We start from the raw sequence: 12826 nt of genomic DNA, 5'->3' as shown, positions 1-12826 counted from the left end.
GACCGGTCAGGTCCGGTTTTCCCAGCGGTCCGGCTGCGCGTAGCGGGGCAGGAAACTTTGGGCCGAGCTGCCGCCGGCGTAAGGCCGCAACCGGTAGTCGAAACTGCCGGCGTACACCAGCACCACCCCGATTTGGGGCTGGATCACCTTGACCTGGATCCGGTGCCTGCCGTCCGTGCCGGCCGCCGGATCCCACCACTGCTGTGCATAGGCTTTGGCGTCCAGGGCCGCGGGCAGGGGAATCCGCAAAGCTCCGAGGAAAAGCCGGGACGCCTCGGAGATCCCGCGGAGCTTGCCGTCCGGGGTGACGCTGAGGTTCAGGTCAGTGACCATCCGCCGGTACCTGCCCACGTAGTCCACCAGCCTGGCGCCTGCCGCGCCGTCCCTTTCGGCGCTGGTGGTGTCCTGGAAAATCCGGGTCCGCCCGGGGAACCTGATTTCACGCCGTGCGGTCAAGCTGGAGCGGCCGAACGGATCCTGGTGGGCATGGTTTTCGATCCGGAACGGGATGTCCTCGCCGTACTCGGGGAAAAACGCCTCCTCGCCGCCGGTCATCCGCAGCAGCGGCCGCAGCCAGTCCTGGCGGCACCCCACCACATCGAAGGTTCCTTCCCCCACGCCGTATTGGCCTGATCCAGGGACCAAGGAAAAGTACTCCTGCAGCTCGGGCTGCAGCCTGTCGAAAGCAGACCCAAGGGCCTGTTTGTAAATGGGGACGTTCATGGCGTGCCTCCTGCCGGGACGAACAGCTGTGGCTTCACAATCTACCGGCCGCCTTGAGCCGGATGTACATATCGGCCAGGGCGGGCGGCAACTGGTGCGGTTCAGCGTCCACCACCTCCACCCCGCAGCGGCGCAGTTCGGCGCTGACGGCAGCCCGCTGAAGCAGGGTCCGTTCGGCTGCGGCGGCCCGGAAGACGCTGCTGGCGTCCCCACGATCGCGGAGCATGGTTTCGAGCTGGGGGTCCCTGACGGCGGCAACCACCACAACGTGGCGGCCGGCCAGTTGGGCGGCCACCGGAATGAGGCCTTCCTCCGGGGCTCCGCCGTCGAGTGAGGTCAGCAGGACCACCAGGGAGCGGTGGGCCGACACCGCCCGGACCTCGGCCGGGACCGCCGGCCAGTCCATTTCGATGAGCTCGGCATCCAGGGGGGCCATGGCCTGCACCATCCGGCCCAGGAGGTTGCCCTGGCCGGCGGAACCGGCACGCGCCCGGATTCTCCTGTCGAAGGCCAGGAAGTCCACCCGGTCCCCGCCGCGCTCTGCCAGGACCCCCAACAGCAACGCGGCTTCCATCCCCGTGTCCAGCCTGGTTTCGTCGCCGATCCTGGCGGCCGAGGTCCGGGAGACGTCCAGGACCATCACCACCCGCCGGTCGCGTTCGGGCCGCCAAGTGCGGACCACCACGGCGGAGCGGCGGGCGGTGGCGCGCCAATCGATGGACCGGACGTCGTCTCCGCGCACGTAATCGCGGAGGGAATCGAACTCCGTGCCCCCGCCGCGGATCTGCACCGCTGCCTTCCCGTCGAGTTCACGCAGCTTCCGCAGCTTCGACGGAAGGTGGCGTCGGGAATGAAAGGGAGGCAGGACCCGCAGCGAGCCCGGAGAGGTGATGGTCACCTGGCCTGCTGCAAGCCCGAGTGGTCCGAAGGCCCGGACAGTGATGTGCGGGGTCCGGAGGTCTCCGCGGCGCACCGGGTGCAGCCTCACGGTGACGCGGCGTCCCTCGCCGGGCGGGACATCGATGTGCTGGACGGGGTTCTCGGCCCCTGCGGACGGCTGCCAGCCGTCGCGGATGGAGCCGCGGAGGCGGCGCCGTCCGTTGTTCCGGATGGTGAGGGTGGCCTCGACGCTGCCATGCAGGGTGACGCTGCCGGGCTTGGGCCGGAGCACTTCAATGGAGCGGAGCGACGCTGCCAGCAGCACGTCGGCGACCAGCAACGCAGCCAGCACGCCCACTGTCGTCAGGACCGTGGCCCGTCCGGGAAGCAGCAGGACGGGCACCAGGCCAAGCAGGACCAGGAGGACAAAGCGCCCGGAAACGGCCATCAGCGCGGTACAGGAACGGATGCCAGGATGCTGCCCAGCACATCGTCCACCCGTACGCCGTCCATCTGCGCTTCGGGCTGGAGCGACACCCGGTGCCGGAGGCACGGCAGCGCCAGGGATTTCACGTCGTCAGGGGTGACGAAGCTCCTGCCAGAAAGCCACGCCCATGCCCGGGACGTATTCAGTAAAGCGGTGGCGCCACGGGGAGAGACGCCGAGCTGGAAGGACGGGGCCGTGCGGGTGGCCCGCACCAGGTCCACGATGTAGCCAATGATTTCCGGTTCCACGGCAACGGCTGCCATGGCTTCGCGGGCCAGCGCGAGGTCCCCGGCACCGGCCACTGCCCGGATACCTGCTGCGGCCAGGTCCTGCGGGTTGAACCCGGCGGCGTGGCGGCGGATGACTTCAACCTCGTCGTGGCGTTCCGGCAGCTGCATGGTGAGCTTAAGGAGGAACCTGTCCAACTGAGCTTCCGGCAACGGATAGGTCCCTTCATATTCGACAGGGTTCTGCGTGGCGGCCACCATAAACGGGGCCGGCAGCCTGCGGGACACCCCGTCCACCGAGACCTGCCGCTCTTCCATGGCCTCCAGCAGGGATGCCTGCGTTTTGGGTGGCGTCCTGTTGATTTCGTCAGCCAACAGGATGTTCGTAAAAACCGGTCCTTCGCGGAACGTGAAGTCTGCCGTCCGGGAGTCGTACACCAGCGAACCGGTGACGTCTCCGGGCATCAGGTCCGGGGTGAACTGGACTCGTTTGGTGTCCAGGCTCAACGCCGCGGACAAGGCACGAACCAGCAGCGTTTTGGCCACGCCCGGGACACCTTCAAGAAGCACATGTCCTTGTGAGAGCAGGCCCACGAGGAGTCCGGTGACCGTGGCGTCCTGGCCCACCACGGCCTTCGCCACCTCGCGGCGCACATCCTGCAGCGCCTGACGGGCCGCGTCGTGCTCCGTTGATTCAAGGACCCGGGGCCCGCTGCTGTAGTCGCTCATGTATTCCTGACCTCTTTCTCGAGTTGGTCCAGTTCCTGCGCCCAGGCCACCAACCGGGCCTCGGTGCCGGGGTGTTCGTTAATTAGTGTTCGGATACGGTCAGCAGGCCGGCCCAGGAGGCGCGCCAGGGCCTCGATTGCCTGCGCATCGGTGGCCTCCGGTCCCAGCCTGAGCTTTCCGGACAGCCGGACCAGTGTTCCGGCGCGTAGGTTGTCGCGTGCCTGCCCAAGGGCGCGGGCATCGTGGTAAAGCCGCGCGCGCCCTTCCGCGGTTTCCACCGCTTTGACCACCACCGGCAGCGGTTCAAACACCAGCGGCCCATTCCGGCGGCCACGCCACACGATGGCGGCCAGGGCGACAATCAGCAGCCAGGGACCCAGGTACGGCACCCACTTGGGTCGCAGCTCCGCCAGGGAGGTTGGGGCCCCGGATGGTTCCAGGTCCGCCAGGGAAGGCAGGTACCAGACGAGGTCTTCAGAGGTGCCGAGGGTGCGCAGGGCCAGGGCGGCATTACCGTGCTCGGCCAGGTGCCTGTTTCCCAGGATCGTGGTGCTGCCCAGGACGGTCAACCGCTCATCGTCGCTGACGGCAAGCATTCCCCCGGCGGCACCTTGCGGCCGGTAGCAGGTGGTGCCGCCGTCGTAGGTGAAGCCAGCGTCTCCGGACACCGGACCGGCCGCTACGGCGTCCGGCAGTGAGCATCCGGGTTCCAGGACCGGCACCCCGTCCGGTACCACTCCCGCCTGGCGGATGTTCGGGGTCGTGGCGTCCTCGGGTGCCCCGGACCCTGTCAGGGCAGAAAGGGTGGCAAGCCGGGGAGTGACCACGACTATCCGTACCGCCGAGTCTGCCAGTTCACTAAGCTGTTCGCCGGAAAGGAAGCCACTGCGGTCATAGAGCAGGAGGGTGGGGTAGTCGCTGTTCGCCAATGCCTCCATGGCGGTTTCGAAATCACCGGCCTGGTGGACCTCGACACCGTGTCGGCCAAGGATTTCGCCGACAGCCCGGCTTCCGTTGGGACCGGCGTTTGCGAGCGACAGGGTTTCACTGTCCCCCTTGGGGGCAAGCTGGTTCCAAATGCCAAGGGCCAGTCCCACGGCGACGACACTTGACAGGATCGCCAGGCCGCGGTGCCTGCGCACCCAGCCTGATTTCCGGGTAGCCAGGGCCGGGTCCGAAGGAGGTTCGTCCGTGGCCTCGGTGGCTTCCTGTGGAGCGGCGCTCACGGCAGCGCCGCGCTGCGCTCGGTGCCGGCGGGGGCAGGGCGTGCGGTTTCGAGCGCTGCATCCAGGCTTGCCAGGTCCCGGTAGTCGGCGGCCTCAGCGGGCGTATTGCCGTAGCGGACGGCGTCGAAAGTCCTTGCCGCCTGGTCCAGGCGCAAGGTTTCGGCGCCGAACGCCGCGGACAGCCCGCGCGCTGCCTCGTCGGCAGTGCGGCCGGGTTCAGGGTCCAGGATGGTCCGGTACTCAGCTGACCGGACCATGGCCCGGAACAGGTCGACGACGGCGTCCCCCCACCTTTGTTCGGCGGCGGACTTTGCGGCCCGCTCCCGGAAGTCCCCGGCAGTAAGCTGGCTTGCGCTTTCGAACACTGGGTTGGCCTTACGGTGCTTCGCGTTCAAGCGGGGCCTGGCCACGATAACCGCCGCGGCGATGATGGCAGCTATAACGATCCCGATGACGGGGCTGGGGACCGGTGCGCCTTCGGCCGGCTGTCCTCCGATGGAGTTCAACCAGTCCAGGACTGTTTCCCACGCGTCGGCAAGCCACGATGGTGCGGCATCCCGGTATTCAGGCCTGGCCAGTTCCTCACTGGCCCACCGCCGGGCCTCGTCAGCACCTGGCAGCAGCGGGGGTTCAGCGGACATCCGGCCAGGTTCCGGGTGTTGCGCCGGCCGCGGGAGCCTGGCCGGGAGCACCTGCAGGCAGGCCCCGGCCGGGGATCCCGTCGGGATCGTCGCCGGACTCCAGGAGCCGCAGCAGCGAAATATCCAGGCCGTCCTTGCGCATCCGCAGGTCGAGGTAGAGCAACGCCATCACAGATGTCTGGAACGCGTAACCAAGGGCGCCAACCATGATGCCCACAATGGCCGTAAGAACCAGTCCAACGATGGCCAACCCGGCAGAACCGCCGGTTCCGCCGTCGGGCGAGACGGTGCTGCCAAGGAACTGGACCAAAAGGCTGATGGGTATGGTCACGACCTGGCTGATGACCGAAATAAGGATTCCCACCACCAGGGTGATTCCCAGGATCCGCCACCAGTTGGCGCGGGTCAGGCCCCACGACCTGCGGATGGCGGCCATGGCACCCAGTTCCTCAATGACCACGGCAGCCGGTGCCACCAGCACCTTGATGGTCAACCAGATGTACAGGACGAACATCCCGAACATAACAGGCAGCAGGATCAACAGGCCGGTCGCGTCCATGGTGCTGATCACCAGCGCAGCCACGCCTACGGGGATCAGGACAGCGACTACGCCGGCGCCGAGGTACACCAGCGCCAGCCTGACGAGCGCTCCGGTACGGGACCTGGCCAGTTGCCACATCTGGCGGAAGCCCGTGCGGCGGTCCAGGATCCCACGGGCCACCGGGACCACCATGGCGCCCTGCAGGATCGTGGCCACCAAAACGGACAAAACCGCGGCAACAGCGATCCCGCCCACAAACCCAAACCCCAGGGCGGCGAAGTCCGCTGCGGTGGCGTTGTCCGCCCACCCCGGATTGAAAAGGGTTCCGGCGGCGGCGCCTGCGGTCAGGAGCGCCGTAAGGATGTAGATCAACGATTGCGCGAGGAGGCCGGCGCCGAGCATGGCCTTGGCGTTACGACGGATGGTCTGGAAGGAACCGTCCATGATTTCCCCGAAGAGCAATGGACGCAACGGGACAGTGCCGGGTTTCGGCGGTGCCATGTAGCGGGGCTGGCCGTAAGGTGCGCCGCCGGTCGGACCTCCCTGCCAGGCCGGGGGAGGGGGACCCCATGACGGGCGTTGGCCCCATGGTTGTTGGGCAGATTGCTGGCCTTCGGGTTGGCCCCATGGTTGTTGTGGGGGTTGTTGGCCTTGGGCTTGGCCCCATGGTTGTTGGCCCCATGGTTGTTGTGGGGGTTGTTGGCCTTGGGCTTGGCCCCATGGTTGTTGGCCCCATGATTGCTGGGCGGGTGGTTGGCCCCATGGTTGCTGGCCCTGTTGCCCCGGCCATTGTCCGGATTGTTGCTGGCCCTGCTGCCCTTGCCACTGTCCGGAGGGTGCCTCGGACGGCCACCGCGGCTGGCCGGGTTGTCCGGCGGCCGGCCGTTGCCCCTGTTGCTGGCCTGGCTGCTGTTCGGGCGCCTCCCCGTCGCTGCCGGCCGGCTCCTGCGGGCCTGAATCCTGTGGTGACACCGTGTTCCCTCCCCAACGCGTAAATCCAACGCCGCCCGGAGAAGCTGCCGCGGCCTGCGCCTGGCGCCCCGGAACGGCGGGCATGACCCCAGCCTATAGTTCCGGCGTCGGGCGGCCTAGCATCCCGCCATGCCGTAGCCGGCTGAACACGACAAACCCCGCCTGATAAGGGAATATATAACTATGAAGGCACGCATTCTGGTGGTAGACGATGACGAAGCGCTGGCCGAAATGATTGGAATTGTGCTGCGCAATGACGGATTTGAACCCGTTTTCTGCGCGGACGGCGCCCAGGCGCTGGATATCTTCCGGTCATCGCGGCCCGACCTCGTGCTGCTTGACCTCATGCTCCCTGGCGTCGACGGTATCGAGGTGTGCCGGCAGATCCGGTCCGAGTCCGATGTGCCGATCGTGATGCTCACGGCAAAGGCGGATACTTCGGATGTTGTCCGCGGCCTGGAATCCGGTGCGGACGACTACGTCCCCAAACCGTTCAAGCCCGCAGAGTTGGTGGCAAGGGTCAGGGCCAGGCTCCGCCCGGGCGACCAAAAAGCCCCGGAGACGCTCCGCATCGCCGACATCACCATCGATGTCGCCGGCCACACCGTCAGCAGGGGCAGCGAGCGGATCTCCCTGACGCCGCTCGAGTTTGACCTGCTGGTGGCGCTGGCCCGTAAACCCTGGCAGGTTTTCACCCGGGAACTGCTGCTGGAACAGGTCTGGGGTTACCGCCACGCCGCCGATACGCGCCTGGTCAACGTCCACGTCCAGCGCCTGCGCTCCAAGATCGAACAAGACCCGGAAGCCCCGGAAGTTGTATTGACGGTGCGTGGTGTCGGCTACAAAGCAGGGGCCTGATCCCACGCCGCAGGATTCCACTCCGGAGGACGGGGAACGCGGCCTCGACGGTGCGCCGCCCGTAACCGGCGCCCCGGCCGTCCCCGCCGGACACGACGGCCCCCCGGGCCATGCGCCGGAGCATACGGATGCCCTCACTCCCGGGTTCCGGCAGGTGACGTTCCGCACCAGGATCTGGCGCCGCCGCGCCCTTATTGTCGGCTGGCGCGTGGCACGGCTCGTGGGCACGGGAGTTCGGCGCTTCCTGCCCGCGTTGAGGTTCATCGCCCGCGCCCTGCAGCGTCGGTGGCGCCGCTCCCTGCAGTTCCGCACGGTCCTGACCACGCTGATGCTGGCGGTGACCTCGTTCGCCGTGGTGGGTGCGTACCTGTCCAACCAGATCGCCAACAACCTCTTCCAGGAACGCCTTACCCAGGCGGAATCCGAGACGCGTTACAACGTCAAGCAGGTCCAGGAGACGTTCGACGGCGCCCAGGTCACCGACCAGTCCAGCGTCATCACCCTGGTGTACGACACACTTAACGCCGTGGAGGGTCGCGGCTCGGTCATCCAGCGTCGGTACGTCTTCGAGGCCAAGCCCGAACAGACCAAACCCAGGAACCGGTGGGTGGAATCGCGTGCCTCGGACCAGCTGACCGTCAGCGTCATCCCGCCGGACCTTCGGAAAGCTGTCCAGTCGTCCGGCAAGGACCAGTACTGGGCCTCCACCGTGATCCCGGTGGGCACGGAGGACCGGCCGGGCATCGCCGTCGGAAACCTCGTGACCTTTAACGGGACCGTCTACGAGCTGTACCTGATTTACGACCTGAACACCGCCCAGCAGACCCTGGACGAGATCCAGGGTGTGCTCTGGGCAGGTGGAGCCGTGATGGTGCTGCTGATCGGAGCCGTTGCCTGGTACGTCACGCGGAACGTGGTGAGCCCTGTCAGCCATGCCGCCATGGTGTCGGAGAAACTCGCAGCGGGACAGCTGCAGGAACGCATGGTTGTCCGCGGCGAGGATGAGGTTGCCCGGTTGGGGGCCTCCTTCAACCATATGGCGGCGAGCCTGCAGGAACAGATCACCCAGCTTGCCACCTTGTCCCAAATGCAGCAGCGGTTCGTCTCCGACGTCTCCCACGAACTGCGGACCCCGCTGACAACCGTGCGGATGGCAGCCGAAGTGCTCTACGACGCCCGCGACGACTTCGACCCCATCAATAAGCGTTCCGCCGAACTGCTGTACAACCAGGTGGAGCGGTTCCAGTCCTTGCTGTCCGACCTCCTGGAGATTTCGCGCTTCGACGCCGGCGTCGCCGAACTGGACGCGGAAGCGGAAGACATCCGGCACGTCGTGGCGCACGTCATCGAAGGCGCCGCCCCCGTGGCAGCCGAATACGGCTCCGAACTCATTCTCAGCGCACCGGCCGAGCCCGTCATCGTGGACATGGACGCCCGCAGGATCGACCGTATCCTGCGGAACCTCATCCTGAACGCCGTGGAACACGGCGAAGGGAAACCGGTGGCCATCACCGTCGCCGCCAGCCAGACCGCCGTTGGGATTTCCGTCCGCGATCACGGCATGGGGATGGAACCGGCCGAAGCCGCCCGCGTTTTTGACCGGTTCTGGCGCGCCGATCCCGCCCGCGCCCGCACCACCGGAGGCAGCGGTCTGGGCCTGTCGATCGCCATGGAAGACACCAAACTGCACAACGGCTGGCTGCAGGCCTGGGGCCGCAAAGGCAGCGGCGCCAACTTCCGGCTCACGGTGCCGCTGCGCCAGGGTGAAGGCATCGACGCCTCACCCGTTCCACTTGAACCTGATGACACCATGGTGCAGGGTCAGCCGGGGAGCATTCCCAGGGAGGCCGACCAACGCAACATGCTGATCCTCGAAGCCGGTGCCTCACACCTGGCACCGGCAATCACCTCCAAGGAGACACCATGACGGGCCGTAGCAGGGGTGCAACCAGGCTGGCGGCCATCATACTGGCGATGCTGCTTGCTGTCCTGGCAGGCTGCGCCCGGATTCCCACGGCCGGCCCTGTTGGCAAAAGCAGCGAGGGCAGTGCGGGAAACCTCAGTGCCCCGGTGTTCCTGCCGGCCGCCCCGCAGCCCGGAGCGTCGCCGGAGACCATCATTGACTACTTCTACCGTGCCGGCAGTGGCTACGAGGACGATTACGCCGTGGCCCGCCAATACCTGACGCAGGCATCCTCCGTGAGTTGGAAGCCGGATCAGCGGGCCCTGGTGTACCGCGAAGCCAGGGTGGTGGCCACGGAGACGGAGAACGTCTATAACTACGAACTGGACGTGTCCTACACGGTCAATGCAGACGGCATTGCTACCCAGTCGCCTGAAGGGACCGTGGAGAAGATCCCGGTTACCCTTACCCAGGTGGACGGTGAGTGGCGGATCTCGGCGATACCGGACGGCACGGCCATCGCAGAGGAAACCTTCAAGGTCATCTACGGGGCTTTTCCCATCTACTTCTACGATCCCACTTTTACGTTCGCCGTCCCTGATGTCCGCTGGTTCATCAGGAACAAAACAGTCAAGGCCATGACCAGTGCCCTGCTGGCCGGTCCTGCACCGTACCTGCGTGGCGCGGTGGCAAGTGCTTTCCCTTCCGGCATCAAACTGGCAAGGGAGTCGGTGCCGGTGGTTTCCGGGGCCGCCCAGGTGGACTTGAGCGCCAAGGAGCTCACTGAAACCTCGCCCGAAGACCGGCTGCGCATGCAGATGCAGCTGACGCTGACCTTCCGGAGCCAACCGGACGTGGTGAATGTGGAATTGCGAGCCAACCAGGACCTGGTGCGGGTGGAGGACACCGGCGCGGTCCTGCCGCCGGTCCAGGACAAGAGCGTTCCCTCGCGCCAGATCGCCATCAGCGGCAATGAACTGGTCCGGTACGAGAACAACAGGATTTCGCCGCTGCCGGACATGCAGTCCGTGTCCGCCCTCGGCCCGCGTTTCCCGGCCGAATCCCCGGTGTCCCAAAGCACAGCCTTCCTCAACGAGGGCCGCACCACGCTGTACAGCATCGTCCCGGGGCAGCCGGCACGCGCCCTGACTACCAGGTCCACCCTGACCAGGCCTTCCTTCAGCCTCAACGACTGGGTCTGGACTGCCGGGCCGGGAGCGGCGGGGGAGACCGAAGTCGTAGCATTCCGCCCCGCCGGTGTGGCAGAAGGGGCTGCACTGCCCTCGGTCTCCCTGTCCCCGGCATGGCTCGCAGGCCGGACCGTAAAGGAATTCCGGATTTCCCGCGAAGGGGTGCGCGCCCTCGTCATTTCGGAACAGAACGGCGTTACCCGCGTCCAGGTGGCCGGCATCATCCGCGCCGCAGATGGGACACCCCGGGAGCTGACGGCGCCGGTAACCCTTGTCACCGGCAGCAACCCTGACCAGGGTGTCTGGGTCAATGACACCACCGTGGCCGTTATGAAAAGCTCCACGGCGTCCAACGTCACACCTGAGATCCTGTCGCTGACCTCGGGGGCGCCGCAGCAACTGGCTCCGTGGCCCGGCCTCCTGTCGCTGAGCGGTGGAAACGGGCCGGACGAGATCTTCGCGCAGTCGGCCGAGGGTATCTTCCAACGGCTGGGCAACGGCTGGTCACCCCAGATCAAGGGCCCAACTGAGATGTCCTTCCCCGGCTGAGGTGGACTGCGCCGGTTCCAGCCCGGCAGTTACCCACATGCGGGGTCCGGCCTGTTCCGTCCTGGCCCCTCAGATGGCATTTTTTGGGGTATGGGCATTGAACTCTTTCCGCCTGCCAACCCAGCGTCCGACCCGGACCTGACGCCCGCCGAGCCCTGGCCCGCCCGCCATCGATCACCGTACGGCAGCGCTTTCCTGCGCTTCGCTGACCAGCTGGGCGCAGCGGCCATGGAGCTCCTCGCTGCCGCCGTTCCCGTGGACTGCGTCTGCTGCGGAGCAGAGGACCGGGCCCTGTGCGCTGGCTGCAGCCGCCGGGTGCGGCGACTTTCCACGCTGCCCTTCCGCGCCGAAGGCGGCGCCCCTGCGCTGATGGATGTCTCAGGGAGGGTGCTGCTGCCTGTGGTTGCAGCCGGCGTCTACCGGGAAGAACTGGCCCAGGCGCTCCTGTCCTTCAAACGGCATGGCCAGTACCAGGTGCGGCACTCCTTGGCACAGGCGCTCGCGGGGGCCCTCCGCGGCGCGGCGCCGGACGGTGCCGCCATGATCTGCGTCCCCGTGCCCACCAGCACGGCTGCGTTTGCGGCCCGGGGATTCAGCCCGGTCCACTCGCTGCTGGGGTTGGCCGCCCGGCAGGTGCCGGGCGTTGCCGTGGCGGATGTGCTGGCCAGGACGGGAAACGGTCACCCGCAAGTGCCCGGAGGGCAGAAGGGGCTGGATCGGGGGGGACCGGGCGCGCCGGGTCCGGGGATCCATGCGGGTCCGGCGCGGAGCGGCTGCCACAGTGGCCGGCAAGGCTTGCATCATTGTCGACGACGTCCTTACCACGGGCGCCACGCTCGCCGAGGCGGCCCGCGCTTTGCACCTCGCAGGGGCCTTCGTCAGGGGTGCGGTGGTCCTGGCCGCGACACGCCCGCCAGGGGCGGCCGACGCCAGCGCAATACCCGCCGGGGCGCAAGGAAGCCACCCCGTCTTAGAAAAAAATAAACCGGAAAAAGGTGAATAACCTGCGTCGATGAACTAACGTCGGTTGTGGGTACAAAGAACAGAATGTACCTTTCGATGGCGGCTCGGAGAGGGGCTCGACTGTCAAGCAGATCGGCCCTAGGACGTGCCGTCGTCGTGTCACCGAAGTCATTTGGAGGGCACCATGGAGTTTATGATCAGCGGACGAAATCTGACGGTCTCAGACCGATTCCGCGAATACGCCGGTGAGAAGATCTCGAAGATCGAGTCTCTCGGCGACAAGGTCCAGCGCGTGGACGCGAAGGTTTCCAAGGAAACGAACGCCCGGCAGACCGGGGACCAGCTCACCGTAGAAGTGACAGTCCTGGGGCGCGGACCCGTAATCCGTGCCGAAGCCAGCGCCGCCGACAAATTCGCTGCCTTCGATCTCGCTTACAACAAGTTGCTTGAACGGCTCCGCCGCGCCAAGGACCGCAAGAAAGTCCACCACGGCCGGCACACGCCCAAAGCCGTCCGCGAAGCCACCGCCTCGCTTGAACCGGCCAGCGCCAGCGAACCGCTTTACCTTGAAGCCAGCCACCGGTCCGATGCCGTGGCCCCGTCAGCGGACAAATCACCTTATGAGGTGGACAACGACATTCCTGCCGGTGACTCACCGGTCCTGATCCGGCGCAAGGTCTTCCCGGCAGCATCACTGACCCTTGACGATGCAGTGGACAACATGGAGTTGGTGGGTCACGACTTCTACCTGTTTGTGGACAAAGAGACCAACACGCCGTCGGTCGTGTACCGCCGCCGTGGTTGGACCTACGGTGTCATCACGCTGGACAGCGACTGCGAGCCCGGCGACTCGGTGGTGGAAGAGAAGATCCTCGCCTACCGTTCGGACGACGTCGCAGCCAACGCCTAGCGTGGGTGTTTTGACTGCCGGAAAGGAC

12 protein-coding genes are annotated in these 12826 nt (G+C 66.6%); 5 read left to right on the top strand and 7 right to left on the bottom strand.

Translation table 11 applies throughout. The annotated features are described in order from the left end of the window. Window positions 1–6 precede the first annotated feature (6 nt). From ACRB8A_RS12690 to ACRB8A_RS12665, 6 genes are read right to left on the bottom strand one after another with little or no spacing between them, the layout of a single operon-like run. Window positions 7–723, bottom strand: coding sequence for a DUF4166 domain-containing protein (locus tag ACRB8A_RS12690; protein ID WP_050687865.1), 717 nt, complete (start codon window positions 721–723; stop codon window positions 7–9). A 34-nt stretch (window positions 724–757) separates the two neighbouring features. After that, window positions 758–2050: a DUF58 domain-containing protein gene (locus tag ACRB8A_RS12685; protein WP_056597164.1), complete on the bottom strand. Its 1293-nt coding sequence runs from the start codon at window positions 2048–2050 to the stop codon at window positions 758–760. Beyond that, complete coding sequence (locus ACRB8A_RS12680; protein ID WP_050687863.1) at window positions 2050–3045, bottom strand: AAA family ATPase; 996 nt, start codon at window positions 3043–3045, stop codon at window positions 2050–2052. Before ACRB8A_RS12680 ends, ACRB8A_RS12685 begins: the two co-directional genes overlap by 1 nt. Next, entirely contained in the window at window positions 3042–4271 is a 1230-nt protein-coding gene (locus ACRB8A_RS12675; RefSeq protein WP_235504658.1) for a DUF4350 domain-containing protein, read from the bottom strand. Before ACRB8A_RS12675 ends, ACRB8A_RS12680 begins: the two co-directional genes overlap by 4 nt. Beyond that, entirely contained in the window at window positions 4268–4912 is a 645-nt protein-coding gene (locus ACRB8A_RS12670) for a DUF4129 domain-containing protein (protein ID WP_056597167.1), read from the bottom strand. Before ACRB8A_RS12670 ends, ACRB8A_RS12675 begins: the two co-directional genes overlap by 4 nt. Beyond that, window positions 4902–5954 carry a hypothetical protein gene (locus ACRB8A_RS12665; RefSeq protein ID WP_050687861.1) on the bottom strand — a complete coding sequence of 351 codons (1053 nt, stop codon included), beginning with the start codon at window positions 5952–5954 and terminating at the stop codon, window positions 4902–4904. The genes ACRB8A_RS12670 and ACRB8A_RS12665 overlap by 11 nt, the downstream gene beginning before the upstream one ends. Before the next feature lie 654 nt (window positions 5955–6608). On the opposite strand from ACRB8A_RS12665, the gene mtrA reads away from it, so the two are divergent. From mtrA to ACRB8A_RS12650, 3 genes are all read left to right on the top strand, one after another. Beyond that, window positions 6609–7283: an MtrAB system response regulator MtrA gene (mtrA, locus tag ACRB8A_RS12660; protein ID WP_050687999.1), complete on the top strand. Its 675-nt coding sequence runs from the start codon at window positions 6609–6611 to the stop codon at window positions 7281–7283. 154 nt (window positions 7284–7437) lie between these two features. Next, window positions 7438–9210 (top strand): MtrAB system histidine kinase MtrB, encoded by a 1773-nt coding sequence (mtrB, locus tag ACRB8A_RS12655; protein WP_082484095.1) that lies wholly within the window; start codon window positions 7438–7440, stop codon window positions 9208–9210. After that, window positions 9207–10925: an LpqB family beta-propeller domain-containing protein gene (locus ACRB8A_RS12650; protein ID WP_432244825.1), complete on the top strand. Its 1719-nt coding sequence runs from the start codon at window positions 9207–9209 to the stop codon at window positions 10923–10925. The genes mtrB and ACRB8A_RS12650 overlap by 4 nt, the downstream gene beginning before the upstream one ends. Before the next feature lie 378 nt (window positions 10926–11303). Here the strand turns inward: ACRB8A_RS12650 and ACRB8A_RS12645 are convergent, their stop codons facing one another. Continuing rightward, window positions 11304–11609 (bottom strand): hypothetical protein, encoded by a 306-nt coding sequence (locus ACRB8A_RS12645; protein WP_432246078.1) that lies wholly within the window; start codon window positions 11607–11609, stop codon window positions 11304–11306. On the opposite strand from ACRB8A_RS12645, the gene ACRB8A_RS12640 reads away from it, so the two are divergent. Continuing rightward, window positions 11581–11928 carry a ComF family protein gene (locus ACRB8A_RS12640; RefSeq protein ID WP_432244824.1) on the top strand — a complete coding sequence of 116 codons (348 nt, stop codon included), beginning with the start codon at window positions 11581–11583 and terminating at the stop codon, window positions 11926–11928. The genes ACRB8A_RS12645 and ACRB8A_RS12640 overlap by 29 nt on opposite strands. A 144-nt stretch (window positions 11929–12072) precedes the next feature. After that, window positions 12073–12798 (top strand): ribosome hibernation-promoting factor, HPF/YfiA family, encoded by a 726-nt coding sequence (gene hpf, locus ACRB8A_RS12635; protein ID WP_050685658.1) that lies wholly within the window; start codon window positions 12073–12075, stop codon window positions 12796–12798. Window positions 12799–12826 lie beyond the last annotated feature (28 nt).

Source organism: Arthrobacter sp. G.S.26 (genome assembly GCF_050847375.1).
Lineage (GTDB): Bacteria > Actinomycetota > Actinomycetes > Actinomycetales > Micrococcaceae > Arthrobacter.
This window is presented reverse-complemented; position numbering and strand designations above follow the sequence as displayed.